Genomic DNA, 25,648 nt, shown 5'->3' with positions numbered 1-25,648 from the left:
GAGCGCAGCTTGCTGGCGAAGGGGCCGGTGCGCTTTCGCGGGCAAGCCTTGCTCCTACCGTGTGGGAGCGCAGCTTGCTGGCGAAGGGGCCGGTGCACTTTCGCGGGCAAGCCTTGCTCCTACCGTGTGGGAGCACAGCTTGCTGGCGAAGGGGCCGGTGCAGTCACCTTACGGCATCTGCACTTCAATCGTACCGTCGGCGTTGACGCTGACATCGCTGGTGCCGGCTTCGACATCCGGGGTCACGGCGTCGCTGGCGCGGGCGGCTTTCATCATCATCGGCGCGCGGGCGAAAGGCTGTGGATAACCGGCACTGTTAAGGTTGAGGTTGACCACCTTGTAGCTTTTACCACCCAAGGCATCCGTGGCGAGTTGCGCGCGCGCTTTGAAGGCCGCCACGGCGTCCTTGAGCAGTGCATCTTCGCTGGCCTTGCGCGTGGCCGGGGCAATGCTGAAGTCCATGCCGCCCATTTTCAGTTGCGTCAGCAGTTCGCCAGTGAGCTTGGACAGGGCCGGGAAGTCGGCGCTTTCGAGGCGCAGCTCGGCGCGCTCGCGCCAGCCGGTGATGGCCTGGCCCTTGTCGTCATAGATGGGGTAGCTGTTGCGGCTGCCCTGGCGAATGGTCACGGCCTTGACCTGCCGGGCTTCGGCCAGCGCCTTGTTGAGGGTTTCGCTGATCTGGCCGGCGAGTTTGCCGGCGTCGGCGTCCTGGGCTTCGGTATAGAGGGTGACCTGCATGAGGTCGCGCGGGACTTCCTGGCTGACTTCGGCGCGCAGGGATATCTGGTTGTAGTGCGGCTCGTCGGCCAGCGCGGGCAGGCTGATCAGCAGGCTGGCGCCGAGGATCAATGGGGTCGTGCGAAGCATGGGCAGTCACTCCTTGTTGTCGTTTGGTGGGGTGCAAGGGTATGCCAAACAGAGTTCAAAGGTGAGGGCGGGTTCAGCCCTCGTCAGCAAAATTGTCCCACCCAGCGCAAGCCCGCTCCCCACAGGGGGCGCCGTGTGTCCCTGAGGATGTGGCCGTTTGCCGCATCGTCGGTCGTCAGCGGCGCGATTTGGTTATACTTGCCGATCCACGTGGAGCACTCATCAGGAGAGCTCATGCTCGCCCCCGTATTACCACTGTCCGCTACCCGTCAGAATCTCTGGCGCCTGACCTTCGTACGCATCCTGGTGCTGGCCGCGCAAGCCGGTTCGGTGGGGTTCGCCTACCTGACTCATTTGCTGCCGCTGCCCTGGCTGGCGCTGAGCGTGACCCTGGGTTGCTCCATGGGCCTGTGCCTGCTGACGGCGTTGCGGCTGCGCACCTCGTTGCCGGTCACCGAGCTCGAATATGCCGTGCAGCTCGCCTGCGATCTGTTGATCCACAGTGCGCTGCTCTACTACTCGGGCGGCTCGACCAACCCGTTCGTCTCCTACTATCTGGTGCCGTTGACCATCGCCGCCGTCACCCTGCGCTGGGTGTATTCGCTGATTCTCACGGGCGTCGCGCTGGCCTGTTACACCTTCATGCTGGTCAGCTTCCACCCGCTGGAACCGACCGTGATCGGCCGCGAAAGCATGCAGATCTACGGCATGTGGCTGAGTTTCGCCCTGGCCGCAGCAGTAATCACCTTCTTCGCCGCGAAAATGGCCGAAGAGCTGCGCCGTCAGGAGCAACTGCGTGCCGAACGCCGCGAAGAGGGCCTGCGCGACCAGCAATTGCTGGCAGTGGCCACCGAAGCCGCCGGCGCCGCCCACGAACTGGGCACGCCGCTGTCGACCATGAGCGTGCTGCTCAAGGAAATGCGCCAGGATCACCCCGACCCCGCGCTGCAGGAAGACCTGTCGATCCTTCAGGATCAGGTCAAGCTCTGCAAAGAGACGTTGCAGCAGTTGGTGCGTGCTGCCGAGGCCAACCGACGCCAGGCCGTGGTCGAGCAGGAAGTGACCTTCTGGCTCGACGAAGCGCTCAACCGCTGGCACCTGATGCGCCCCGAGGCCACTTATCGCTTCACGCGCCTGGGGCAAGGCGCCGTGCCGACCCTGGCGCCCGCGCCGGACCTGACCCAGGCGCTGTTGAACCTGCTCAACAACGCTGCCGATGCCTGCCCCGACGACCTCGCTGTCAAGGTTGATTGGGACGATGAAAACATCTTCATCCATATTCGCGACCGCGGGCCCGGTGTCCCGGTAGCAATTGCCGAACAAATAGGTAAACCTTTCCTGACCACCAAAGGAGGCAAGGGCTTCGGCCTGGGCCTTTTTCTGAGCAAGGCCAGCGTGACTCGCGCAGGCGGCTCGGTAAAACTCTATAGTCATGAAGAGGGCGGCACATTGACCGAGCTGCGCCTGCCCCGTGACGCCCGAGGAGATAGACATGAGTGATGAAAACCAGGTCGAAAGCGAAGAGCTGCCGCACCTGCTGCTGGTCGATGACGATGCCACCTTTACCCGCGTCATGGCCCGCGCCATGAGCCGCCGCGGCTTCCGGGTAAGCACCGCCGGTTCCGCTGACGAAGGGCTGGAGATCGCCAAGGATGATCTGCCTGACTTTGCCGCGCTGGACTTGAAGATGGAAGGCGATTCCGGCCTGGTGCTGTTGCCCAAGCTGCTGGAACTCGACCCAGAGATGCGCGTGGTCATCCTCACGGGCTATTCCAGCATCGCCACTGCCGTCGAGGCAATCAAGCGCGGCGCCTGCAACTACCTGTGCAAGCCGGCCGATGCCGACGACGTGCTGGCCGCGTTGCTGACCGAACACGCCGACCTCGACAACCTGGTGCCCGACAACCCCATGTCCGTCGACCGCCTGCAGTGGGAGCATATCCAGCGCGTACTGGGTGAGCATGAGGGCAATATCTCGGCCACCGCCCGTGCGCTGGGCATGCACCGCCGCACCCTGCAGCGCAAATTGCAGAAACGCCCGGTTCGGCGCTGAGCGCCTGCCCTACGCTATCCCGTGCAGCCCGGGCGCCCAGGACGGGTCGCTGTGGCTGGCTTTCTGGTAACCGAGCCTGAATATGAATCGAAACGCAGAAACTGCGGCGATCAACTCCGTCGTGCACCGTCATTTTTTTCGCAAGGTCTGGCAGCTGGTGACGCCTTACTGGCGCAGTGAAGAGAAGGGCAAGGCCTGGGCGCTGCTGATCGCGGTAATTGCCCTGTCGCTGTTCAGCGTCGGCATTTCGGTATGGCTGAACAGCTGGTACAAGGACTTCTATAACGCCCTGCAGGAAAAGAACTCCACCGAGTTCTGGCGGCTGATCCTCAACTTTGGCGGCATTGCCACGGTCGCCATTCTAGGCGCGGTGTATCGCCTGTATCTGACCCAGATGCTCACCCTGCGCTGGCGTCGCTGGCTCACCGAACAGCATTTCAAGCGCTGGCTGGATCACAAGAATTACTACCACCTCGAACGCCACCCCTATACCGACAACCCTGACCAACGCATCAGTGAAGACCTCAACAACTTCACCTCCGATACCCTCAGCCTGAGCATCGGCCTGCTGCGCAACGTGGTCAGCCTGGTATCGTTCTCAGTGATTCTGTGGGGCGTGTCGGGCGATATCGAAGTGTTCGGCATCAACATCCCCGGCTACATGTTCTGGTGTGCACTGCTGTATGCCGTGGTCGGCAGCTGGCTGACGCATTTGATCGGTCGCCATTTGATTCCGCTCAACTACCTGCAACAGCGCTATGAAGCCGATTTGCGTTTCTCCATGATGCGCGTACGCGAGAACGCTGAAAGCATTGCGCTTTACCAGGGTGAGGCCAACGAAAAGCGCCACCTCGGCAAGCGCTTCAGCGATATCTGGAGCAACTACTGGTCGCTGATGCGAGTCACCAAGCGCCTGACGTTCTTTACCGCTGGCTATGGTCAGATCTCGACGATCTTCCCGTTCATCGTCGCTGCGCCACGCTACTTCACCGGCAAGATCGAGCTGGGCGGGCTGATGCAGATCAGCTCGGCGTTTGGCAACGTGCAAGAGAACATGAGCTGGTTCATCGATTCCTTTGCGGCGCTGGCCAGTTGGACGGCGACCTGTAATCGTCTCCTGAGTTTTCGCTCGGCGATGGATGAGAACGAGCAACGCAGCCCGGCCATCGACGTGCAGCACGGCGGCAATGCCCTGGTAGTAGAGCGGCTGGATCTCGATCTGGGTACCACTCGCCATCTGCTCAGCGGCGCCGCCATGACCGTTGCGCCTGGCGAACGGGTGATGATCAGCGGCCGCTCCGGCAGCGGCAAAAGCAGCCTGCTACGCGCCATGGGCGAGCTGTGGCCTGAAGGTGGCGGGACCATTCGCCTGCCCGAAGGGCGCTTGCTGTTCTTGCCGCAAAAACCCTACCTGCCGATCGGTACCCTGCGTGAAGCGCTCAGTTATCCACAGGAGGGGGACGCGTACGGCGAAGAGAGTTATGCACAGGCACTCACAGATTGCCGCCTCGAGCAGCTGATTCCCCGGCTTGACGAGGAGCAGCACTGGCAGAGCCTGCTGTCGCCGGGCGAGCAGCAGCGTCTGGCGTTTGCCCGCGCCTTGTTGTTCAAGCCGCAGTGGCTGTTCATGGACGAGGCGACGTCGGCCATGGACGAAGAGGACGAGGCCGCGCTGTATGAAGGGCTCATGGCGCAGTTGCCCGGTTTGAGCATCGTCAGCGTGGGCCATCGCAGCAGCCTCGATCGGTTCCACCCGCGTCGGGTGCGGATCGAGTCCGGGCAGTTGCAGGCGCAGGGACCGGCCTTGGTTTGAAACATCCATCCTCAAGTCAACTGTAGTCGTACAACCGCGATGCGCTATTATGGCGAAATCAAACTTATGTCACCGCCCGATGGCAACAACGGATAAGCAGAACCATGGATAACCAGAGCGCCCAACCTCGCGCCCGCCGCAAACCTCGCAGCCTCGCTCAGGAGCTGGTCACCGTCCTGTCCGAGCGCATCCGCAGTGGTGAGCTCAAGCGTGGCGACAAGTTGCCGACGGAGTCGGCGATCATGGAAGAGCAGGGCGTCAGCCGTACCGTGGTCCGTGAAGCGATTTCACGGCTGCAGGCGGCCGGTCAGGTAGAAACCCGCCATGGCATCGGTACCTTCGTGCTCGATACGCCGAGCCCCAGTGGCTTCCGCATCGATCCGGCGACCATCGTCACTCTGCGCGACGTGCTGGCGGTGCTGGAATTGCGCATCAGCCTGGAGGTGGAATCGGCAGGTCTCGCGGCCACGCGTCGCACCGATGAGCAATTGCAGGCGATGCGCACGGCCCTCGATGCGCTCAACGACAGCGCGGCCCATGCCCGCGATGCCGTGGCTTCGGACTTCCAGTTCCACTTGCACATCGCGTTGTCCACGGGCAACCGCTATTTCACCGACATCATGACCCACCTGGGCACCAGCATCATTCCCCGCACGCGGCTCAATTCGGCACGTCTGGCCCATGATGACCAGCAGCACTACATGACCCGCCTGAGTCGCGAGCACGAGGAAATCTTCGATGCCATCGCCCGCCAGGACCCGGATGCAGCCCGTGCGGCCATGCGTCTGCACCTGACCAATAGCCGCGAACGGTTGCGTCAGGCCCATGAAGAAGCCGAGAAAGCTCCCAGCTGATTCTCCGTTTGACCTTTGTGCGAGCGGGCTCTGCCCGCGAAGCCTTCAGCGCTTTAAAACCCTGAAAAGGTTCGCGGGCAGAGCCCGCTTCCACAGGGATCGTAGCTCCCCCATAAATTTATGTAACACCCCCCTTGAGGCTTTCCATTTATGGTTGTACGATGACGTACGACTTCGGCAATGGGTGCTGAAGCCCATGTCTTTCATCACAGTACTTTCAAGGGTGTTCGAACAATGACTCCACAAGAACTCAAGTCCATCCTCTCGTCCGGTCTGCTGTCTTTCCCGGTCACCGACTTCAATGCCCAAGGCGACTTCCACAAGGCTGGCTACATCAAGCGCCTCGAGTGGCTCGCCCCGTACGGCGCCAGCGCGCTGTTCGCCGCCGGCGGTACCGGTGAGTTCTTCTCCCTGGCGGCCAGCGAGTACTCGGAAGTCATCAAGACTGCGGTCGACACTTGCGCCACCAGCGTGCCAATCCTTGCCGGTGTCGGCGGTTCGACCCGCCAGGCCATCGAATACGCTCAAGAAGCCGAGCGCCTGGGTGCAAAAGGCCTGCTGCTGCTGCCGCACTACCTGACTGAAGCCAGCCAGGACGGCGTTGCCGCTCACGTCGAAGCCGTGTGCAAATCGGTCAAGATCGGTGTGATCGTCTACAACCGTAACGTCTGCCGCCTGACTGCTCCGCTGCTGGAGCGCCTGGCCGAGCGTTGCCCCAACCTGATCGGCTACAAGGATGGCCTGGGCGATATCGAGCTGATGGTCTCGATCCGCCGCCGTCTGGGCGATCGCTTCAGCTACCTGGGCGGCTTGCCGACCGCTGAAGTCTACGCCGCTGCCTACAAGGCGCTGGGCGTGCCGGTTTACTCGTCGGCCGTGTTCAACTTCATCCCGAAAACCGCGATGGACTTCTACCACGCGATTGCCAAGGATGATCACGAAACCGTTGGCAAGCTGATCGACGATTTCTTCCTGCCGTACCTGGACATCCGTAACCGCAAGTCGGGCTACGCTGTCAGCATCGTCAAGGCAGGCGCCAAGATCGCTGGCTACGACGCAGGCCCGGTGCGCACCCCGCTGACCGACCTGACCGGCGAAGAGTACGAAATGCTCGCCGCCCTGATGGACAAGATGGGTCCGCAGTAAGCCGTAACGGTGTTCCCCTATGGGAGCGAGCTCTGCCTGCGCAGAGCCCGGTCCCACAGGGATTCGTATCGCTGCAAGACGGATCACCTGGCCACAAGCCCCCGATCCTGACCTCACCTATTGGCTGCCTCGCGCAGCACCGAAGCGCGCCATGAGCGCGCTTTTTTATGGTCGGCTGGCTATGATAGCTCGCTAACGACAGGCAACAGGTCCCCCTCCGCATGCTGGCAATCTTTCTGCAGACGCTCGCCATCACCGCTCCGGTGTTCGTCATGCTGTTTCTGGGTCTGATGCTCAAGCGCATCGAGTGGATCGACGACAACTTCATCCGTGTCGCCTCTGGCCTGGTCTTCAACGTCACCATGCCGGCGCTGCTGTTCCTCGGCATCCTCCACGCCGATTTGCGCACGGCGTTGCGCCCTGCGGTGCTGATCTATTTCATCGTGGCGACGCTGCTGAGTTTCTTCGCGGCGTGGGGCTGGGCGATCTGGCGCTGCCCCAAGGTCGACCGCGGGGTTTACGTGCAAGGAGCCTTCCGTGGCAACAACGGCATCATCGGCCTGGCGCTGGCGGCCAGTATGTACGGCGCCTACGGTATCTCGATGGGCGCGGTGCTCGCTGGCCTGGTGATTCTGTTCTACAACGCCTTGTCGTCGATCATTCTGGCCATCTACAGCCCGGCCATGAAGTCCGACCCGTGGAGCCTGTTCGTCAGCATTGTGCGCAATCCGTTGATCATCAGCGTGCTGGCCGCCATCCCCTTCGCCTACTGGCAGATCGGTTTGCCGCGCTGGCTCGAGGGCTCGGCGCAGAGCCTGGGCAACATGACCTTGCCGCTGGCGCTGATCTGCGTGGGCGGCACCTTGTCGCTGGCATCGCTGCGCGAAAGCAGCCGGCTGGCAATCAGTGCCAGCCTGGTGAAGATGGTCGGTTTGCCGTTCATTGGCACCTTGGGCGCCTGGCTGTGCGGATTCCGCGGTGCCGATCTGGGCATTCTGTTCCTGTATTTCGCCGCGCCCACGGCTTCGTCCAGCTACATCATGGCCCGCGAGGCTAAGGGCAATCACCAACTGGCGGCCGCCATCGTGGTGATCACCACGGTCGCGGCGGCGGTGACCACCAATATCGGTGTGTTCATCCTGCAGTGGGGTGGGTGGATCTGAGGGCTCCTCGCCGCCGAACTGGCACCCTCCCACAGGTGTATCACGATAGCTCAACCAACTCTGTGGGAGCACAGCTTGCTGGCGAAGAGGCCGGTACAGCTTGCCCAAAACCATAGAATGTCCCAAGGCGTAAGAGGTCGGCATGTGGAAGCAACGCTGGCCCGCGATGTGGTCAGGCCTTGCGGCATGGATTCGAAGGCTTGCCTCAAAGCCAGACAGCATCCCACATTGGATAATCATCGATCTTTTCCACCAAGCCCGCTCTTACTGGGTTGGCCACGATGTAGCGCGCGACGTTCTTCACATCCTCTTCGCGGCGCAGCACTCGATCATGAAACCCTTTCTGCCAGATCGGCCCCGTGCGATTCAAAAGGCGATTCATTACGACGGTCGAGCGCGACTTCATACGGCCTAGCACGTGAGCAAGTCGAGGGTGCTTAAGTTCGATTAGCCAGTGAAGATGATCAGGCATGACGACCCAGCATAGGGATTCGACATCTGCATCTTGCTGAGCGCGTTTGAAGGCGTCGATAGCAGGATAGGCCAGGCGCCACGATGTGAATAACCGTTCACGATTCGCTGTCACCAAGGTAATCAGATATTGACGGCCGGTCTCGCTGTAACGACCTTTGCGTAATTTTTTTGATTCATAGCGTGTGGGCATTCCGTTGCGTCCATTGTTTAGAGGCTTAGGATTTTGCTGGTTACGCGGGTAGGTATGCTGGGGAAATTTCGTACGGGGTGTTGCGAGCGGCCATTAAAGCGCCTGACGATATACATCGTATTTGAGGGGTTCTTCGCCGCCGAACGCGCACGCTTGCGTTATTGGGCAAGCCATGCCGGCCCCTTCGCCAGCAAGCTGTGCTCCCACAGGTGTGGGGCTTGGGGCGGTTAGCACGGAGGGAGATTCTGTGTTTTTGCGCAAGCCATGCCGGCCCCTTCGCCAGCAAGCGGTGCTCCCACAGGTGTGGGGCTCAGGCGCGTTTACATTGTGGGAGCGAGGCTTGCCCGCGAAGGCGTCAGTGCTGTCGCCGCCAGGCCCGCCAATGACTCAGGCGCAGTTTGCACGGCGGGAGATTCCGTGTTTTTGCGCAAGCCATGCTGGCCTCTTCGCCAGCAAGCTGTGCTCCCACAGGTGTGGGGCTTGGGGCGGTTAGTACGGAGGGAGATTCTGTGTTTTTGCGCAAGCCATGCCGGCCCCTTCGCCAGCAAGCTGTGCTCCCACAGATGTAAGGCTCAGGCGCGTTTACACTGTGGGAGCGAGGCTTGCCCGCGAAGGCGTCAGTGCTGTCGCCGCCAGGCCCGCCAGGTAGTGAAGGCAATCACCAGTGCGATCGGCGCCAGCAGGTAGCGCAGCATCGCGTGCTCCAGCCGGGCGGCAAGCGGCATGCCGGTGGCGAACGACACCAGATGCAGGCCGTACATGGCATACAGCGCCAGCAGCATCAGGCCTTCACCACGGGTGATGCGCATCCCCGAATAGAACAGCGGCAGGCTCAACGCCGCCACCCCGAGCATCACCGGCAGGTCGAAGGCCAGTGCATTGGGAGATACCGACAGCGGCAGCGGTGCCAGCAGCGCGGTAAACCCCAGCACGCCGAGGAGGTTGAACAGGTTGCTGCCCACCACATTGGCGACGGCGATATCGCGCTGGCCGCGCAGGGCCGCAATCAGCGAGGTGACCAACTCTGGCAGCGAGGCGCTGACGGCCACCAGCGTCAGGCCAATCACTCGCTCCGACAGCCCCAGGTCGCCGGCCACATCGACCGTGGCGTCCAGCAGCCAGCGCCCGCCACCCACCAGCAAGCCGATGCCCACTACGAACATGACCGTGCAGCGTGGCCAGGTACGGGTCGGCACAGGCGCCGCGGGGTAGGTGCGGCCATGCTCACGGGCCTGGCGCAACAGCAATATCAGATAACCCGACAGGGCCGTCAGCAGCACGATGCCTTCGACAGGGCCCAATGGCCCTATGAACGCCAGCACGAAGACCAGCGCGCTGGCGCCCAGCATCACTGGCAGATCCAGGCGCACCAGTTGCCGAGACACCCGCAGGGGGGTGATCAGCGCGCAACAGCCTAACGTCACCAGCAGACTGAAGACGCTGCTGCCCACCACGCTGCCGACGGCAATGTCAGGTGCATCGTTGAGCACGGCCTGGGTGCTGATTGCCATTTGCGGCGCGCTGCTGCCGAACGCTACCACAGTCAGGCCGATGATGAGCGGGCGTACCTGCAACCTTGCGGCGACACGCACGGCCGAACGCACCATCAGCTCGGCGCCGACGATGAGCATCATCAGGCCCAGAGCCAGTTGCATCAGGCTGAAGGCGGGCAGGTTGGCGAGATCGAAGATAGCGGTGCTTCCTGGTGAGGGTCAGTCGATAAGATCCTGGACGCGGACTTTGGCGGTACCGGTGCCGATCATGCCCAATTGCTCGGCTGCCGCGCGTGAGACATCGACGAGGCGATTGCGCGTGTGCGGGCCGCGATCGTTGATGCGCACCACCACGCTGCGGTCGTTGTTCAGGTTGGTGATCTTGACCCGCGTACCGAACGGCAGGCGCCGATGGGCGGCGGTGAGGTCCTGCTGATCGAAGCGTTCACCGCTGGCGGTGCGGTTGCCTTGATGAGCCGAACCATAGAAAGAGGCTACGCCGGTTTCGTCATAACCGTGGGGGTCGATAACGGAATCATCCTGGCTGGCACAGCCGGCGAGCAGGAGCAGGGCGGTAGCGAAAAACAGGTAGCGCATTGCCGGTTCCTTGTTTTGAGCCGCAAGCCGCGAGCCGCGAGCTTGCAGCTTGCGGCTCGCGCGAAGCGCGCCCGATCAGCCCTCGAGCTTGCGCTTGAGCAGTTCGTTCACCTGTTGCGGGTTGGCCTTGCCTTTGGAGGCTTTCATGGCCTGACCGACGAAGAAGCCGAACATCTTGCCACGCTTGGCCTCGTCGGCGGCGCGGTACTGTTCGACCTGCTCGGCATTGGCGGCGAGCATTTCGTCAAGCACCTTCTCGATCGCGCCGCTGTCAGTGACCTGCTTGAGGCCCTTGGCTTCGATGATCTGGTCGGCACTGCCTTCACCGTTGGCCATGGCTTCGAAGATCACCTTGGCGATCTTGCCGGAGATGGTGTTGTCCTTGATGCGCAGCAACATGCCACCCAACTGCTCGGCGCTGACCGGCGACTCGTCGATCTCGACCCCCAGCTTGTTGAGCAAACTGCCCAGCTCGACCATCACCCAGTTGGCCGCCAGCTTGGCGTCGCCACTGATGCCCGCGACCTGCTCGAAGTAGTCCGCTTGCTCGCGGCTCGACGCCAGCACGCTGGCGTCGTACAACGACAGGCCGAACTGACTCTGGAAGCGCTCGCGCTTTTGCGGCGGCAGCTCGGGCAGGGTGGCGCGGGTGGCCGCCAGGAAAGCGTCCTCGATGACCACCGGCAGCAGGTCCGGGTCGGGGAAGTAACGATAGTCGTTGGCTTCCTCCTTGCTGCGCATGGCGCGGGTTTCGTTGGTGTTCGGGTCGTACAGGCGAGTTTGCTGGATGACCTTGCCGCCGTCCTCGATCAGCTCGATCTGGCGCTGGATCTCGCTGTTGATGGCCTTCTCGATGAAGCGGAACGAGTTGACGTTCTTGATCTCGCAGCGGGTACCGAACTCGACCTGGCCCTTGGGTTTGATCGAAACGTTGCAGTCGACGCGCAGCGAGCCTTCGGCCATGTTGCCATCGCAGATGCCCAGGTAGCGCACCAGCGAGTGCATGGCCTTGACGTAGGCCACGGCTTCCTTGGCGCTGCTCATCTCGGGCTCCGAGACGATTTCGAGCAGCGGCGTGCCGGCGCGGTTGAGGTCGATGCCGGTGCTGCCGGCGAAGTCCTCGTGCAGGCTCTTGCCGGCGTCTTCTTCGAGGTGCGCGCGGGTCACGCCGATGCGCTTGATGGTGCCGTCTTCGAGGGTGATGTCCAGGTGGCCCTTGCCGACGATCGGCAGCTCCATCTGGCTGATCTGGTAGCCCTTGGGCAGGTCCGGGTAAAAATAGTTTTTACGCGCGAACACGTTGTGCTGGCCGATCTCGGCATCGATGGCCAGGCCGAACATCACGGCCATGCGCACGGCTTCCTGGTTGAGCACCGGCAGCACGCCGGGCATGCCGAGGTCGACGAGGCTGGCCTGGGTGTTGGGCTCGGAGCCGAACGTGGTGGAGCTGCCGGAGAAAATCTTCGACTGGGTGGCGAGCTGGGTGTGAATCTCCAGCCCGATCACGACTTCCCATTGCATAGTCATATTCCTTAAAAGCCCTGAGGAGCGCGGGTGTGCCAGTCGGTAACTTGCTGGTACTGGTGCGCCACGTTGAGCAGACGGCCTTCCTGGAAGTACGGCGCCAGCAATTGCACACCCACCGGCAGGCCGTCGGCAAAACCGGCTGGCATCGACAGGCCCGGCAGGCCGGCGAGGTTGGCGGTGATGGTGTAGACGTCTTCGAGGTACGCGGCGGTCGGGTCGGCATTCTTGGCGCCGAGCTTCCAGGCCGGATTCGGCGTGGTCGGGCTGAGGATCAGGTCGACGTCATGGAATGCGGCCATGAAATCGTTCTTGATCAGGCGACGGATCTTTTGCGCTTGCAGGTAGTAGGCGTCGTAGTAGCCGGCCGACAGCGCGTAGGCGCCGACCAGAATGCGCCGCTGCACCTCGACACCGAAGCCTTCGGCGCGCGAGCGCTTGTAGAGATCGGTGAGGTCTTTAGGGTTGTCGCAGCGATGGCCGAAGCGCACGCCGTCGAAACGCGACAGGTTGGACGACGCTTCGGCCGGGGCAATCACGTAGTAGGCCGGGATGGCTTGCTGCATGTTCGGCAGGCTGATGTCCTTGATCACGGCGCCGAGTTTTTCCAGCTCCTTGATGCTGGCCTGTACCAGGCTGGCGATGCGCGGGTCGAGGCCGGCCCCGAAGTACTCTTTCGGTACGCCGATGCGCAGGCCTTGCAGCGGCGCGGCCAGGGTGGCGCTGTAGTCGGCTACCGGCTCGTCGATGCTGGTGGAGTCAAGCGGATCGAAGCCGGCCATGCCTTGCAGCAGCAGCGCGCAGTCTTCAGCGGTGCGGGCCAGCACGCCGCCCTGGTCGAGGCTCGAGGCGTAGGCGATCATGCCCCAGCGCGACACCCGGCCGTAGGTGGGCTTGAGGCCTGTGAGGTTGGTGAAGGCTGCGGGCTGACGGATCGAGCCGCCGGTATCGGTAGCCGTCGCCACGGGCAGCAGGCGCGCCGCCACTGCGGCAGCCGAGCCGCCCGACGAACCACCAGGTACGTGCTCGAGGTTCCACGGGTTCTTGACCGCGCCGTAGTAGCTGGACTCGTTGGCAGAGCCCATGGCGAACTCGTCCATGTTGGTCTTGCCCAGGGTCACGGTACCCGCAGCGGCCAGTTTGGCGACCACGGTGGCGTCGTAGGGCGCCTTGAAGTTGTCGAGCATCTTCGAGCCGCAGCTGGTGCGGATGCCCTGGGTGCAGAACAGGTCCTTGTGCGCCAGCGGGGCACCCAGCAGGGCGCCTGTCTCACCTTGGGCGCGGCGGGCATCGGCGGCCTGGGCCTGGCTGATGGCCAGTTCCTCGGTCACGCTGATGAAGCTGTTAAGCTGCGGATCGAGCTGGGCGATACGCGCCAGCAAGGTGCGGGTCAGCTCTTCGGAAGAAAACTTTTTGTCGGCGAGTCCGCGAGCGATCTCGGCCAGAGTCATTTCATGCATGGCAGGCTCTTTTCCCTTACTCGATGACTTGCGGAACCAGATACAGGCCGCTTTCGACCGATGGCGCGATGGCCTGGTAGGCGTCGCGCTGATTGGTTTCGGTAACCTGGTCGGCACGCAGCCGTTGGCTGGCCTCCAGGGGGTGGGCCAGGGGTTCGATGCCCTGAGTGTCGACGGCTTGCATCAAATCGACCAGCCCGAGAATGCTGTTGAGGGCGTCGAGGGTGTGTGGAATATCGTCTTCGGCCAGGCCCAATCGGGCGAGGTGAGCGATCTTTTCCACGTCAGAGCGTTGAAGCGCCATGGGGAGTCTCCAGTGGAAAACAAAACGGATACATTCCGCCTGTCAGGGAACACAATTGCGATTTTACGGTCATATGGCGCGATTGTGTGGTGGCGTGTCCGGAAAAACAGCCAATTTAACATATTGGCGCCTTGCCCAAAATCCCCGTCGTTGTTAGAGTTTGCCGCACTTTTTTACCCACGCGTTGCCTAGGGTCACTTTCCCATGTTCAAGAAACTGCGTGGCATGTTTTCCAGCGATCTTTCCATCGACCTGGGGACTGCCAACACCCTTATTTACGTGCGTGAGCGCGGTATCGTCCTCAATGAGCCATCAGTTGTGGCCATTCGTACCCACGGCAACCAGAAAAGTGTTGTCGCCGTCGGTACCGAGGCCAAGCGCATGCTCGGCCGTACGCCGGGCAACATTGCCGCCATTCGGCCAATGAAGGACGGCGTGATCGCCGATTTCAGCGTCTGCGAGAAGATGCTGCAATATTTCATCAACAAGGTTCACGAAAACAGCTTTCTGCAGCCCAGCCCTCGTGTGCTGATCTGCGTGCCGTGCAAGTCCACCCAGGTGGAACGTCGTGCCATTCGCGAATCGGCCCTCGGTGCCGGTGCGCGCGAAGTGTTTCTGATCGAGGAGCCAATGGCGGCTGCGATCGGCGCCGGTCTGCCGGTTGAAGAAGCCCGTGGCTCGATGGTTGTCGACATCGGTGGTGGTACTACCGAAATCGCACTGATCTCTCTGAACGGTGTGGTTTACGCCGAATCCGTACGGGTGGGTGGCGACCGTTTCGACGAAGCCATCGTCACCTACGTGCGTCGCAACTACGGCAGCCTCATCGGTGAATCCACCGCCGAGCGCATCAAGCAGGAGATCGGCACCGCTTACCCGGGTGGCGAAGTCCGTGAAGTCGATGTGCGCGGCCGCAACCTGGCCGAGGGCGTGCCTCGTGCGTTCACCCTGAACTCCAACGAAGTGCTCGAAGCCCTGCAGGAATCGCTGGCGACCATCGTTCAGGCGGTCAAGAGCGCCCTGGAGCAATCGCCGCCCGAGCTGGCTTCGGACATCGCCGAGCGCGGTCTGGTGCTCACCGGTGGTGGCGCACTGCTGCGTGATCTCGACAAGCTGCTGGCACAGGAAACCGGCTTGCCGGTGATCGTCGCCGAAGACCCGCTGACCTGCGTCGCTCGTGGCGGTGGTCGTGCTCTGGAAATGATGGACAAACACACCATGGACCTGCTCTCCAGCGAGTAAGCTGGCCAGTCGGTTTCAAGGTGCCCGGTTTACAGGCAGCGCCAGCGGTGCTACCTGTAAGCGTCGGGTCGACGCCCTCACGGGCGTTTTCTGTTTATCTGCTTTTCAGTCGGTTTGTCTGCTCATGAATCACTCTTCGAACATCTCCCCGCGAGGAGCGGCTTATTAAACCGCTTTTCGCCAAGGGCCCCACACTGGGTGTCCGCCTGCTGGTGCTGGCCGTGTTATCGGTCGCGCTGATGGTGGTCGATGCCCGCTTCACGCTGCTCAAGCCCGTGCGCAGCCAGATGTCGCTGGTGTTGATGGAGTCCTACACCCTCACCGATCTGCCTGGCCGGCTGTGGCAGGGTGTGGCCAGCCAGTTTGGCAGCCGCACCGAATTGATCGCCGAAAACGAAAAACTCAAGACCGAAGCCCTGCTGCTGCAAGGTCGCCTGCAAAAGCTCGCGGCCCTGACCGAGCAGAACGTGCGGCTGCGCGAGTTGCTCAACTCCTCGACGCTGGTGAACGAAAAGGTCGAAGTGGCTGAGTTGATCGGTATCGATCCCAACCCCTTCACCCATCGCATCCTGATCAACAAGGGTGAGCGCGATGGCGTGGTGCTGGGGCAGCCGGTACTGGATGCCCGCGGCCTGATGGGGCAAGTGGTCGAGTTGATGCCCTATACCTCACGGGTGCTGTTGTTGACCGACAGCACCCACAGTATTCCCGTGCAGGTCAATCGCAACGGCTTGCGCGCCATCGCCAGTGGCACCGGCAACCCGGAACGTCTGGAGCTGCGCCACGTAGCGGATACCGCCGACATCAAGGAAGGCGACCTGCTGGTGAGTTCCGGCTTGGGACAGCGCTTTCCGGCGGGCTATCCGGTGGCGACGGTGAAGGAGGTCATCCATGATTCCGGGCAACCGTTCGCTATTGTCCGTGCCGTGCCGACGGCGGCCATGAACCGCAGCCGTTACGTGCTGTTGGTATTTACCGACAACCGTTCGCCGGAAGAGCGCGCAGCGCAGGCGGCCCAGGCTCAGGAAGCAGCAGATGGGCAACCGGTAGCGCCGGGCATTGCCGCTGTTCGAGATTCAGCTGCGGCGGCCGCGGCGGCCGCTGCGGCTGCGGCCGCCGCAGCACCTCCGGTGACCGCCGGTAATCTGGTCGGTGCGGCGATCGTCAAAAACGTCGTGCCTGCCACTCACAGTGCTGCGCCTGTCCACACTCGGGCGCCAGGTGAAGCTGCACCGACGCACTCAGGCAATTCGCCGGCCAGCCCGGCAGCGCCTGCCCCCAGCCCGGTGCCACATGCCGCAGCGCCCGCTACCGCCCCCGCGCGCAGCGCTACACCCAACGCTGCGCCTGCCCGCAGCGCCACCCCCGCCGCGCAGGAGAGGGAATAATGCCCAGTTCGCGTAAAAGCCGTGGGTGGATCGTGTGGTTCACCTTTCTCGTCGGGTTGCTGCTGACCATCTCGCCGCTGCCGCAGTTCATGGAGGTCTTGCGGCCGATGTGGCTGGCCCTGCTGATGGCGTTCTGGTCGCTGGAGTTGCCGCAGAAGATCGGCATGACCACCGCCTGGCTGCTCGGCCTGTGCATCGATGTGCTGTATGGCACGTACCTGGGGCAGAACGCTCTGATCCTGACGCTCATCACTTTTCTGGTGCTGTCGTTGCAGCAGCGCATGCGCACTTTTCCGATGTGGCAGCAGAGCCTGATCATCCTCGTGGTGTTCGGCCTGGCGCAGTTGGTGCAACTGTGGCTCAGCGCGCTGACCGGCAATCGCCAGCCCACCCTGGCCCTGTTGCTGCCCGCGCTGGTCAGTGCCTTGCTCTGGCCGTGGGTGAGTTTCGGCCTGAGTGGCCTGACCCGTCGCTACAAAATCAATTGATCTGCGCGCGTCCTCGCGCGGCGCGCCCATGCCGACAGGGAGATGTCCGATGAACCCGATCTACCTGGCCTCCGGCTCTCCACGGCGACGCGAACTGCTGACCCAGATCGGCGTGCCCTTCGTGCCCCTCAGCGCCGCCATCGATGAAACCCCGCTGCCTGGCGAGGCGCCGGCCGACTATGTCGCTCGCCTGGCGCTGGGCAAGGCGATCGCAGGATTTGCCAGCGTGCCCGCCGATGCTCGGCAGGGCGTGGTGCTAGGCGCCGACACCGCGGTGATCGTCGACACGCGCATCCTCGGCAAGCCTGTGGATAGAGCCGATGCCCTGGCCATGCTCGCCAGCCTGTCCGGCCGCGAGCATCAGGTGCTGACCGCCGTGGCGCTGTTCGATGGCACTCGCAGTGAAGTGGTCAACGTCAGCGCCCAGGTGCGTTTTCGCGTCTTCGAGCCGGCCGAGGCGCAGGCCTACTGGGCCAGCGGTGAACCGGTCGACAAAGCGGGTGGCTACGCGATACAAGGGCTGGGGGCGGTGTTCGTCACCAGCCTGCAAGGCAGCTATTCGGCCGTCGTCGGGCTGCCGTTGTGTGAAACCGCCGCCTTGCTGGGGCGTTTCGGCGTACCCTGCTGGCAATAGAGTTGCGTCGACTGGTGCGTCAGTGTGACAGTCGTCCTCAATAACAAGACTTCGCAATCGATGTCGACAACGCACGGGACCGCGCCATGAGTGAAGAGATTCTGATCAATATCACGCCAATGGAATCGCGCGTGGCGGTGGTAGAAAACGGTGTATTGCAAGAGGTGCACGTCGAGCGCACCCAGCGCCGCGGCATCGTCGGCAACATCTACAAGGGCAAGGTGGTGCGGGTATTGCCGGGCATGCAGGCGGCCTTCATCGATATCGGCCTGGAGCGCGCGGCGTTCATCCATGCTTCGGAGATCTCCTTGCGTGAAGGCTCGGCGGTCGAGACCATCAGCGCCCTGGTGCATGAAGGCCAGAGCCTGGTGGTGCAGGTCACCAAGGACCCGATCGGCTCCAAGGGCGCGCGCCTGACCACCCAGCTATCGATTCCGTCGCGCTACCTGGTGTACATGCCGCGGACCAGTCACGTGGGCATCTCGCTGAAAATCGAAGACGAAGCCGAGCGTGAGCGCCTTAAACAGGTGGTCAGCGATTGCGTTGCCCAGGAAGGCATCAAGGAGAACGGCGGATTCATTCTGCGCACGGCGGCCGAGGGCGCCCGCGCCGAAGAGATCCTCATGGACATCCGCTACCTGCGCCGGTTGTGGGATCAAATCGCCGCGCAGATCAAGACCGTCGGTGCCCCGACAGAAATCTACGAAGACCTCGGCCTGGCCCTGCGCACCTTGCGCGACCTGGTCAGCCCGAAGATCGAAAAAATCCGCATCGATTCCCGCGAGACCTTCCAGAAGACCACGCAGTTCGTTGCCGAGCTGATGCCGGAAATCGCCGATCGCCTGGAGCACTACCCGGGCGAGCGACCGATTTTCGATCTGTACGGTGTCGAAGACGAAATCCAGCGCGCCCTCGACCGCAAGGTGTTGCTCAAGTCCGGCGGCTACCTGGTGGTTGATCCGGCCGAGGCCATGACCACCATCGACGTCAACACGGGCGCCTTCGTCGGCCACCGCAACCTTGAAGAGACCATCTTCAAGACCAACCTCGAGGCGGCCACCGCCATTGCCCGGCAACTGCGCCTGCGCAATATCGGCGGCATCATCATCATCGACTTCATTGACATGGAAGACGAAGAACACCAGCGTCAGGTGTTGCGCACCCTGGGGAAACAGCTGGAGCGCGATCACGCCAAGACCAACATCATCGGCATCACTGAGCTGGGCCTGGTGCAGATGACCCGCAAGCGCACGCGAGAGAGCCTTGAGCAGATACTCTGCGAGCCGTGCTCCTGCTGCGCCGGGCGGGGCAAGCTGAAGACTCCTGAAACGGTCTGCTACGAAATTTTCCGGGAGATTCTGCGCGAAGCCCGTGCCTATCAGGCGGTTGGGTATAGAGTGCTGGCCAATCAAAAAGTGGTCGATCGCCTGCTGGATGAAGAGTCTGGCAATGTGGCGGAGCTCGAGGCGTTCATCGGCCGCACCATTCGCTTTCAGGTAGAAACTTTGTACTCACAGGAACAATACGACGTGGTGCTGCTCTGAATCAGCGTGAAACCGCTGTAGGTGTCGTCACGAGGGATCGGGCTGTCGAGTCGCTGCAGCCCGGTGTCCGTCTGCAAAGCGTTGCCCGGTTTGAACTGCGGCGCGCCAATGTTCATCTTTTTGTTTCCGGGAAATTTCTTGCATGGGGCGTCTGACGCGTTTCCTCGGCGCCCTGACCCGCTGGGGCTTGGGGCTGGCGGCCTTGCTGCTGGTGCTGATGGCGCTGTACGTGAGCCTGGGGCGGCAGTTGACGCCGCTGGTGGCCGAGTATCGTGACGAAGTCCAGAGCAAGGCCGCAGCGGCGCTGGGCATGCCTGTGTCGATCGGCAGCCTCGAGGGCCGCTGGAGCGGTATGGTGCCGGTCATCCTGGTCCACGACGTGTTGCTGGGGGAGGGCCGCAATGCCTTGCGCCTGGATGACGTGCGGGTGGTGCCCGACCTTTGGGCAAGCCTGACTCACCGCGATGTACGCATTGCCCATCTGCAACTCGGTGGCCTGCAACTGACGGCCGCGCAAGGCCTCGATGGCCGCTGGGCGCTCAAGGGCCTGCCACCTGTCACCGGCAGTGACAACGCCGCTGGCGATCCGGTGCAGATGCTTCAGCGTTTGCAGCAACTGGAGCAGATTTCGATTCTCGATAGCCAGCTGACCCTGGTGCCCAACGATCATGCGCCGATGACGCTCACCTATGTGGGTGTCAATCTGCGCACCGGCGCTTCACGCCAGCGTCTGGATCTGCGCCTGACGTTGCCGGATGGCCAGCCGTTGGCCCTCAACGTGCTGGCCCGCGTGAATCCCCAGCAATGGCGCGACAGCCAGGCACAGGCGTATCTGAGCCTGCCGCAAAGCGATTGGGCCAAGTGGTTGCCACCTTCATTGCAGCAGCAGTGGAAGCTGGGCACCTTCAAGGCGGGCGGCGAGTTCTGGCTGGATTGGCGTCAAGGAGCGCTGCAGAGCGCGGCGGTACGCTTCAACGCGCCCAGCATCAAGGCGGGGTATGCCAGCCGTACCCCTATCGCGCTGGACAACCTGGCACTCAACGCCTGGGTGCAGCGCTCCGATCAGGGCCTGAGTGCCACGGTCGATTCGCTGGCCTTGAACCTCGGCAAGCGTCACTGGGAGTCGCGCTTGCAGTTGCAAGGCAGCGGCGCCGGTACCCCGGACGAGCGCTGGCACCTGCAGGCCGATCGGCTCGATCTGACGCCGGTGACGCCCGTGCTCGACGCGCTGGCGCCGTGGCCGGACAAGGTCGCAGCGGTCATCGATGCACTCAAGGTCACCGGTGCCGCACGCAATGTAGTGCTCGACTATCGACCCCAGGTCCAGGGCAACCAGCGCCTGGCGTTCGCCGCCAATCTCGACAAGGTCGGGTTCAGTGCCACCCACGGCGCGCCGGCGGCCGGCAACGTCAGCGGCAGCATCAGCGGAGATCTCGGTCAAGGGGAACTGCGCCTCGATACCGACGACTTCATGCTGCACCTTGAGCCGATCTTCGCCAAACCCTGGTATTACAAGCACGCCAATGCGCACCTGACCTGGACCCTCACACCTGACACCTTTACCCTCGTCGCGCCCTATATCAAGGTATTGGGCGACGAGGGCAAGATTGCCAGTGACTTCCTGATCCGCATCCCGCTGACCCCCGAACACGAGCCGTACATGGACCTGCGCGTCGGCATGACCGAGGGCGACGGCCGCTATACCAGCAAGTACCTGCCCACGGCGCTCAGCCCGCAGGTGACTGAATGGTTGAGCACGGCGATTCTCAAGGGCACGGTCGATCAGGGTTATTTCCAGTATCAAGGTTCGCTGGCCAAGGCGGCGCCGGACCACGCGCGCAGTATCAGCCTGTTCTTCAAGGTGCGCGATGCCAGCCTGGCATTCCAGCCCGGCTGGCCACAGCTCGATGGCGTGGATGGCAATGTCTATGTGCAGGATGGCGACGTGCGGGTCGAGGCCAGTAAAGGGCAATTGCTCGGAGCAGCGCTGAGCCAGGTGGTGGTGCATGTGCCTCATGTCCCAGCGACCGAGCACGCCCATCTGTTCGTCAACGGCGCCTTCGATGGCGGCTTGGCAGATGGCATCCATATCCTGCAACAAGCGCCGATCGGCACGGGCCCGATCTTCGCCGGCTGGCAGGCCGATGGTCCGCTGTACGGCAAGGTCGATCTGGACATTCCACTGGTCAAGGGCCAGGACCCTAAGGTGGTGGTGGATTTCAGCACCCAGGCGGGGCAGCTCAAAATCGCCAATCCGGCCCTGGAGCTCAGCCAGTTGAACGGCACCTTTCGCTTCGATCTGGACAAGGGCCTCAGCGGCCAGGGCGTAACCGGGCAGGCGTTCGGCCAGCCGATCGCCGCGCAGATCATCGCTGACGGCAGGCCGGGCAGCCCGCTGACGCGGGTCAACGTCAATGGCCAAATCGGCCTCAAGACCCTCACTGACTGGTTGAACGTCAAGCAGCCGCTGCCGGCCTCCGGCAATTTGCCCTATCAGTTGCAATTGGCGCTGGGCGGCGCCGCCAGTCGGCTGACCATCGATTCCGACCTCAAGGGCTTGGCGGTCGATCTGCCCGCGCCTTTCGGCAAGGGCGCCGGCGATGCCCGCGCCAGCCGCTTCACGATGAATCTGCAAGGCGATGAGCGACGTTTCGAGGGCGGCTATGCCGACTTGGCGAAATTTGCCTATGCCGCTCCGGCCACTGATCTGGCCCAAGGCCGCGGCGAATTGGCCGTAGGTGGCGGACCGGCGACGGTGCCTGCCGAAAAAGGCATTCGGGTCAGCGGCCAATTGGCGGAGCTCGACCTGGCGCCTTGGCAAGCGGTGGTGGCGCGTTATGCCGGCCAGGGTGCTACGGCGGCTTCCTCGGGAGCCGCTGCGCCTGCTGCGGCCGCCACGTCGCCTCCGGCCGCATCTGCGTCGGCCAGCTCGCCGGGCAACACCCTGCTCAGCGGCCTGAATCTGCAGATCACTAAACTGACCGGCTACGGCGTCACGCTCGATCAAGCCACGGTCGCGCTCAAGCGTTCAGCGGCGGCCTGGGATGCCACGGTCGCCAGCCAGCAAGTGACTGGCTCCGCGCGGCTGCCGGACGCCAGCGGGCAACCGATCGTGGTCAATCTGCAGACGGTACACCTGCCGCCTGCGGCCACGCCGAAACCCGATGCGCCGCCGCCTGAAGACACGCCTGACCCGTTGGCCAGTGTTGACCCGCGCAAGATTCCGGCGGTAGACCTCAGCATCGCCAGCCTCTATCAGGGCGAGGACCTGATCGGCGCCTGGTCGATGAAAGTCCGGCCAACCCCCACCGGGGTGCTGTTCAATGACCTCGATCTGGGCCTCAAAGGCCTGCACCTCAAGGGCATGCTGGGATGGGACGGCAGTCCGGGGGCCAGTAACAGCTGGTTCCGCGGGCATTTGGAGGGCAAGAACCTGGCCGATGTGCTCAAGGCCTGGAAGTTCGCGCCGACGGTCACCAGCCAGGATTTCAGCCTTGAAGCAGAGGGCGGCTGGCCCGGTTCGCCGGCCTGGATTTCGCCCAAGCGCTATTCCGGCAGCCTGGATGCCACGCTGGATCGCGGCCAGTTCGTCGAGGTCGAGGGCGGGGCGCAAGCGCTGCGGGTGTTCGGCTTGCTCAACTTCAACTCGATCGGCCGACGTCTGCGCCTGGATTTCTCCGACCTGCTAGGGAAAGGCCTGAGCTATGATCGAGTGAAGGGCGTGCTGGCGGCGAGCAATGGCGTATATGTGACGCGCGTGCCGATCACCATGACCGGGCCGTCGAGCAACTTCGAACTGGATGGGACGTTGGACATGGTGGCCGATCAGGTGCACGCCAAGCTGTCGGTGACCTTGCCGGTCACCAATAACTTGCCGATTGCCGCATTGATCGTCGGGGCGCCGGCCATCGGTGGTGCGTTGTTTCTGGTGGACAAACTGCTGGGCGATCGCGTCGCGCGGTTCGCGAGTGTGCAATACAGTGTCGAAGGGCCTTGGAAGGAACCGAAGATTACCTTTCTCAAGCCGTTCAAAAAGTAATCCCACAGGGTTTGTGGCGCCGCAGCACTATGGAGTCTGGTTCATGTCATTCGCCGTCATTCAAATGGTCAGCCAGCCTGACGTTGCCACCAACCTGGCGCAGGCTCGCGCACTGCTCGAACAGGCCGCCGAGCGCGGTGCGCGGCTGGCAGTGCTGCCAGAAAACTTTGCCGCCATGGGCCGCAAGGACGCCGCCGCCATCGGCCGTGCCGAGGCCAAGGGTGAAGGGCCGATCCTGCCATGGTTGAAACAGACCGCCCGCGACCTCACCTTATGGATAGTGGCCGGCACAATTCCCCTGCCGCCGGCCGACGAGCCCGACGCCAAAGTGCGTGCCTGCTCGCTGTTGGTGGACGATCAAGGTGAAATCGTCGCGCGTTATGACAAGTTGCACCTGTTCGATGTGGACGTCGCCGATGCCCGTGGTCGCTATCGGGAGTCGGATGACTATGCTCATGGTCAACAAGTCGTGGTGGTGGATACGCCGGTAGGACGGTTGGGCTTGAGCGTGTGCTACGACCTGCGCTTCCCCGAGTTGTACACGGCGTTGCGTGAAGCCGGCGCCGAGTTGATCACCGCGCCCTCGGCCTTTACGGCCGTGACGGGTGCGGCGCATTGGGACATATTGATCCGTGCACGGGCCATCGAGAGCCAGTGTTATATGCTGGCGGCAGCGCAAGGCGGCATTCACCCCGGCCCACGAGAGACTTACGGGCATGCCGCGATCATCGACCCCTGGGGGCGTGTGCTGACACAACAGGATTCAGGCGAGGCCGTACTGCTGGCCGATCGCGACAGTAACGAACAAGCGTCCATCCGGGCGCGCATGCCGGTCAGCAGTCACCGGCGCTTTTTCTCGCGGGACGCCTTGCGGCCTGCGCACATCGCGGAGTGAATATGAGCGAGATGTTATCCACCGTCAGCGAACAACTGCTGGCCCCCGGCGGCCTGACCCTCGACAGCCTGCAATCGGTGCTGGGCGAGCTGGCGGGTCCGGGCATTGACGCCGCCGACCTGTATTTTCAAGGGCAGATCTCCGAATCCTGGGCGTTGGAAGACGGTATCGTCAAGGAAGGCAGCTTCAACCTCGATCAAGGGGTGGGCGTGCGTGCCCAATCGGCGGAAAAAACCGGTTTCGCCTATAGCAATACCATCACCGAAGACGCTCTGATGCAGGCCGCCCGTGCCGCCCGCTCGATCTCCCGCGCCGGGCAGAACGGCCGCGTGCAGACGTTCAGTTCCCATGATGTCACCCAGCTTTACGGCGAAGGCAATCCGCTCGAAGTGCTGACCCGCGCCGAGAAGGTCGACCTGCTCAAACGCGTCGATGCCGCCACCCGCCTGCTCGATCCGCGTATTCAGCAGGTCACGGTGAGCATGGCCGGGGTCTGGGAGCGCATTCTGGTGGCCGCCGCCGACGGTAGTTTGGCAGCCGATATTCGGCCGCTGGTGCGCTTCAATGTCAGCGTGATCGTCGAGCAGAATGGCCGGCGCGAGCGCGGCGGGCATGGCGGTGGCGGGCGGACCGACTACCGCTATTTCCTCGAAGATGACCGCGCCATGGGCTATGCCCGAGAGGCGCTGCGCCAGGCGCTGGTCAACCTCGAAGCGATTCCTGCGCCCGCAGGCACCTTTCCGGTAGTGATGGGCTCGGGCTGGTCCGGCGTACTGCTGCACGAAGCTGTCGGGCATGGCCTGGAAGGCGACTTCAACCGCAAGGGCAGCTCCGCCTACAGCGGCCGTATCGGCGAAAAGGTCGCCTCCAGCCTCTGCACCATCGTCGATGATGGCACGTTGGCGGGCCGTCGTGGCTCTCTCAGTGTCGACGACGAGGGCACACCGACCTCCTGCACCACCCTGATCGAGAACGGCGTGCTCAAGGGCTACATGCAGGACAAGCTCAATGCGCGGCTGATGGGCGTGGCGCGCACCGGCAACGGCCGGCGCGAGTCCTACTCCCATCTGCCGATGCCGCGGATGACCAACACCTACATGCTGGCCGGTGAAAGCGATCCGGCGGAAATCATCGCCTCGGTGAAGAAGGGCATCTACTGCGCCAACCTCGGCGGCGGTCAGGTCGACATCACCAGCGGCAAGTTCGTCTTTTCCACCAGTGAGGCTTACTTGATCGAGGACGGCAAGATCACCGTCCCGGTCAAGGGCGCGACCCTGATCGGCAATGGGCCAGAGGCGATGAGCAAAGTGTCGATGGTCGGGAACGACCTGTCGCTGGACAGCGGCGTGGGGACTTGCGGGAAGGACGGGCAGTCAGTGCCTGTGGGCGTTGGCCAGCCGACGCTGAAGATCGATGCGATCACCGTCGGTGGTACCGGCGGCTGATGTTTCAGGTACTCCGTGTGGGAGCTGGCGCTGCC

Annotated in this window: 21 protein-coding genes; 14 read left to right on the top strand and 7 right to left on the bottom strand. The window is 62.9% G+C overall.

The features are described 5' to 3' along the window. Nucleotides 1-168: 168 nt before the first annotated feature. Nucleotides 169-867: an SIMPL domain-containing protein gene (locus tag REH34_RS11265; RefSeq protein ID WP_226507403.1), complete on the bottom strand. Its 699-nt coding sequence runs from the start codon at nucleotides 865-867 to the stop codon at nucleotides 169-171. 234 nt (nucleotides 868-1,101) lie between these two features. Here REH34_RS11265 and REH34_RS11260 point away from each other — a divergent pair, with 234 nt between their 5' ends. The 6 genes from REH34_RS11260 to REH34_RS11235 all read left to right on the top strand — a co-directional run bounded on the left by REH34_RS11260 (nucleotide 1,102) and on the right by REH34_RS11235 (nucleotide 7,896). Next, nucleotides 1,102-2,367 (top strand): ATP-binding protein, encoded by a 1,266-nt coding sequence (locus REH34_RS11260; RefSeq protein WP_226507404.1) that lies wholly within the window; start codon nucleotides 1,102-1,104, stop codon nucleotides 2,365-2,367. Continuing rightward, nucleotides 2,360-2,920 (top strand): response regulator transcription factor, encoded by a 561-nt coding sequence (locus REH34_RS11255; RefSeq protein WP_226507405.1) that lies wholly within the window; start codon nucleotides 2,360-2,362, stop codon nucleotides 2,918-2,920. The genes REH34_RS11260 and REH34_RS11255 overlap by 8 nt, the downstream gene beginning before the upstream one ends. Before the next feature lie 82 nt (nucleotides 2,921-3,002). Further along, a complete protein-coding gene (locus tag REH34_RS11250; RefSeq protein ID WP_311971665.1) occupies nucleotides 3,003-4,733 on the top strand; it encodes an ABC transporter ATP-binding protein/permease in 1,731 nt (576 codons plus the stop codon). A gap of 104 nt (nucleotides 4,734-4,837) precedes the next feature. After that, a complete protein-coding gene (locus REH34_RS11245) occupies nucleotides 4,838-5,587 on the top strand; it encodes a FadR/GntR family transcriptional regulator (protein WP_226507407.1) in 750 nt (249 codons plus the stop codon). Nucleotides 5,588-5,821: 234 nt separating this feature from the next. Continuing rightward, the gene (kdgD, locus tag REH34_RS11240) at nucleotides 5,822-6,733 is read left to right on the top strand and encodes a 5-dehydro-4-deoxyglucarate dehydratase (RefSeq protein ID WP_226507408.1); all 912 of its coding nucleotides are present in this window, start codon (nucleotides 5,822-5,824) and stop codon (nucleotides 6,731-6,733) included. Between the two features lie 221 nt (nucleotides 6,734-6,954). Further along, nucleotides 6,955-7,896 carry an AEC family transporter gene (locus REH34_RS11235; protein WP_226507409.1) on the top strand — a complete coding sequence of 314 codons (942 nt, stop codon included), beginning with the start codon at nucleotides 6,955-6,957 and terminating at the stop codon, nucleotides 7,894-7,896. Nucleotides 7,897-8,101: 205 nt separating this feature from the next. On the opposite strand, the gene REH34_RS11230 is transcribed toward REH34_RS11235, so the two are convergent. From REH34_RS11230 to gatC, 6 genes are all read right to left on the bottom strand, one after another. Continuing rightward, nucleotides 8,102-8,560, bottom strand: coding sequence for an REP-associated tyrosine transposase (locus REH34_RS11230; RefSeq protein ID WP_311971664.1), 459 nt, complete (start codon nucleotides 8,558-8,560; stop codon nucleotides 8,102-8,104). A gap of 617 nt (nucleotides 8,561-9,177) precedes the next feature. Then, nucleotides 9,178-10,215, bottom strand: a complete 1,038-nt coding sequence (locus REH34_RS11225) for a calcium/sodium antiporter (protein WP_409373280.1) — start codon at nucleotides 10,213-10,215, stop codon at nucleotides 9,178-9,180. Nucleotides 10,216-10,272: 57 nt separating this feature from the next. Continuing rightward, nucleotides 10,273-10,650, bottom strand: a complete 378-nt coding sequence (locus tag REH34_RS11220) for a septal ring lytic transglycosylase RlpA family protein (RefSeq protein WP_226502866.1) — start codon at nucleotides 10,648-10,650, stop codon at nucleotides 10,273-10,275. Between the two features lie 75 nt (nucleotides 10,651-10,725). Then, complete coding sequence (gene gatB, locus REH34_RS11215; protein ID WP_311971663.1) at nucleotides 10,726-12,171, bottom strand: Asp-tRNA(Asn)/Glu-tRNA(Gln) amidotransferase subunit GatB; 1,446 nt, start codon at nucleotides 12,169-12,171, stop codon at nucleotides 10,726-10,728. A gap of 11 nt (nucleotides 12,172-12,182) precedes the next feature. Continuing rightward, complete coding sequence (gene gatA, locus REH34_RS11210; RefSeq protein ID WP_311971662.1) at nucleotides 12,183-13,634, bottom strand: Asp-tRNA(Asn)/Glu-tRNA(Gln) amidotransferase subunit GatA; 1,452 nt, start codon at nucleotides 13,632-13,634, stop codon at nucleotides 12,183-12,185. Between the two features lie 16 nt (nucleotides 13,635-13,650). Then, entirely contained in the window at nucleotides 13,651-13,938 is a 288-nt protein-coding gene (gene gatC, locus REH34_RS11205) for an Asp-tRNA(Asn)/Glu-tRNA(Gln) amidotransferase subunit GatC (RefSeq protein ID WP_226502869.1), read from the bottom strand. A 204-nt stretch (nucleotides 13,939-14,142) separates the two neighbouring features. On the opposite strand from gatC, the gene mreB reads away from it, so the two are divergent. The 8 genes from mreB to tldD all read left to right on the top strand — a co-directional run bounded on the left by mreB (nucleotide 14,143) and on the right by tldD (nucleotide 25,613). After that, nucleotides 14,143-15,180, top strand: a complete 1,038-nt coding sequence (mreB, locus tag REH34_RS11200; protein ID WP_008371426.1) for a rod shape-determining protein MreB — start codon at nucleotides 14,143-14,145, stop codon at nucleotides 15,178-15,180. A 194-nt stretch (nucleotides 15,181-15,374) separates the two neighbouring features. Next, nucleotides 15,375-16,568: a rod shape-determining protein MreC gene (gene mreC / locus REH34_RS11195; protein ID WP_409373321.1), complete on the top strand. Its 1,194-nt coding sequence runs from the start codon at nucleotides 15,375-15,377 to the stop codon at nucleotides 16,566-16,568. After that, nucleotides 16,568-17,056, top strand: a complete 489-nt coding sequence (gene mreD, locus REH34_RS11190) for a rod shape-determining protein MreD (protein WP_226502870.1) — start codon at nucleotides 16,568-16,570, stop codon at nucleotides 17,054-17,056. Before mreC ends, mreD begins: the two co-directional genes overlap by 1 nt. A 49-nt stretch (nucleotides 17,057-17,105) precedes the next feature. After that, entirely contained in the window at nucleotides 17,106-17,690 is a 585-nt protein-coding gene (locus tag REH34_RS11185; RefSeq protein WP_311971661.1) for a nucleoside triphosphate pyrophosphatase, read from the top strand. A gap of 86 nt (nucleotides 17,691-17,776) precedes the next feature. Next, a complete protein-coding gene (gene rng / locus REH34_RS11180) occupies nucleotides 17,777-19,234 on the top strand; it encodes a ribonuclease G (RefSeq protein WP_226502872.1) in 1,458 nt (485 codons plus the stop codon). A gap of 142 nt (nucleotides 19,235-19,376) precedes the next feature. Continuing rightward, nucleotides 19,377-23,273, top strand: coding sequence for a YhdP family protein (locus REH34_RS11175; RefSeq protein ID WP_311971660.1), 3,897 nt, complete (start codon nucleotides 19,377-19,379; stop codon nucleotides 23,271-23,273). 43 nt (nucleotides 23,274-23,316) lie between these two features. Beyond that, on the top strand, nucleotides 23,317-24,168 hold the full coding sequence (locus REH34_RS11170; RefSeq protein WP_226502874.1) for a carbon-nitrogen hydrolase family protein: 852 nt from the start codon (nucleotides 23,317-23,319) through the stop codon (nucleotides 24,166-24,168). 2 nt (nucleotides 24,169-24,170) lie between these two features. Further along, nucleotides 24,171-25,613, top strand: a complete 1,443-nt coding sequence (tldD, locus tag REH34_RS11165; protein WP_226502875.1) for a metalloprotease TldD — start codon at nucleotides 24,171-24,173, stop codon at nucleotides 25,611-25,613. Nucleotides 25,614-25,648: the final 35 nt, after the last annotated feature.

Source organism: Pseudomonas baltica, from assembly GCF_031880315.1.
GTDB lineage: Bacteria > Pseudomonadota > Gammaproteobacteria > Pseudomonadales > Pseudomonadaceae > Aquipseudomonas.
Note: the sequence above shows the minus strand (reverse complement) of the source record. Positions and strands in the feature narration are given on the sequence as shown.

Coding starts and splice junctions, on each gene's coding strand:
- REH34_RS11265 (WP_226507403.1), bottom strand. CDS start 867: ATGCTTCGCACGACCCCATTGATCCTCGGCGCCAGCCTGCTGATCAGC.
- REH34_RS11260 (WP_226507404.1), top strand. CDS start 1,102: ATGCTCGCCCCCGTATTACCACTGTCCGCTACCCGTCAGAATCTCTGG.
- REH34_RS11255 (WP_226507405.1), top strand. CDS start 2,360: ATGAGTGATGAAAACCAGGTCGAAAGCGAAGAGCTGCCGCACCTGCTG.
- REH34_RS11250 (WP_311971665.1), top strand. CDS start 3,003: ATGAATCGAAACGCAGAAACTGCGGCGATCAACTCCGTCGTGCACCGT.
- REH34_RS11245 (WP_226507407.1), top strand. CDS start 4,838: ATGGATAACCAGAGCGCCCAACCTCGCGCCCGCCGCAAACCTCGCAGC.
- kdgD (WP_226507408.1), top strand. CDS start 5,822: ATGACTCCACAAGAACTCAAGTCCATCCTCTCGTCCGGTCTGCTGTCT.
- REH34_RS11235 (WP_226507409.1), top strand. CDS start 6,955: ATGCTGGCAATCTTTCTGCAGACGCTCGCCATCACCGCTCCGGTGTTC.
- REH34_RS11230 (WP_311971664.1), bottom strand. CDS start 8,560: ATGCCCACACGCTATGAATCAAAAAAATTACGCAAAGGTCGTTACAGC.
- REH34_RS11225 (WP_409373280.1), bottom strand. CDS start 10,215: ATGCAACTGGCTCTGGGCCTGATGATGCTCATCGTCGGCGCCGAGCTG.
- REH34_RS11220 (WP_226502866.1), bottom strand. CDS start 10,650: ATGCGCTACCTGTTTTTCGCTACCGCCCTGCTCCTGCTCGCCGGCTGT.
- gatB (WP_311971663.1), bottom strand. CDS start 12,171: ATGCAATGGGAAGTCGTGATCGGGCTGGAGATTCACACCCAGCTCGCC.
- gatA (WP_311971662.1), bottom strand. CDS start 13,634: ATGCATGAAATGACTCTGGCCGAGATCGCTCGCGGACTCGCCGACAAA.
- gatC (WP_226502869.1), bottom strand. CDS start 13,938: ATGGCGCTTCAACGCTCTGACGTGGAAAAGATCGCTCACCTCGCCCGA.
- mreB (WP_008371426.1), top strand. CDS start 14,143: ATGTTCAAGAAACTGCGTGGCATGTTTTCCAGCGATCTTTCCATCGAC.
- mreD (WP_226502870.1), top strand. CDS start 16,568: ATGCCCAGTTCGCGTAAAAGCCGTGGGTGGATCGTGTGGTTCACCTTT.
- REH34_RS11185 (WP_311971661.1), top strand. CDS start 17,106: ATGAACCCGATCTACCTGGCCTCCGGCTCTCCACGGCGACGCGAACTG.
- rng (WP_226502872.1), top strand. CDS start 17,777: ATGAGTGAAGAGATTCTGATCAATATCACGCCAATGGAATCGCGCGTG.
- REH34_RS11175 (WP_311971660.1), top strand. CDS start 19,377: ATGGGGCGTCTGACGCGTTTCCTCGGCGCCCTGACCCGCTGGGGCTTG.
- REH34_RS11170 (WP_226502874.1), top strand. CDS start 23,317: ATGTCATTCGCCGTCATTCAAATGGTCAGCCAGCCTGACGTTGCCACC.
- tldD (WP_226502875.1), top strand. CDS start 24,171: ATGAGCGAGATGTTATCCACCGTCAGCGAACAACTGCTGGCCCCCGGC.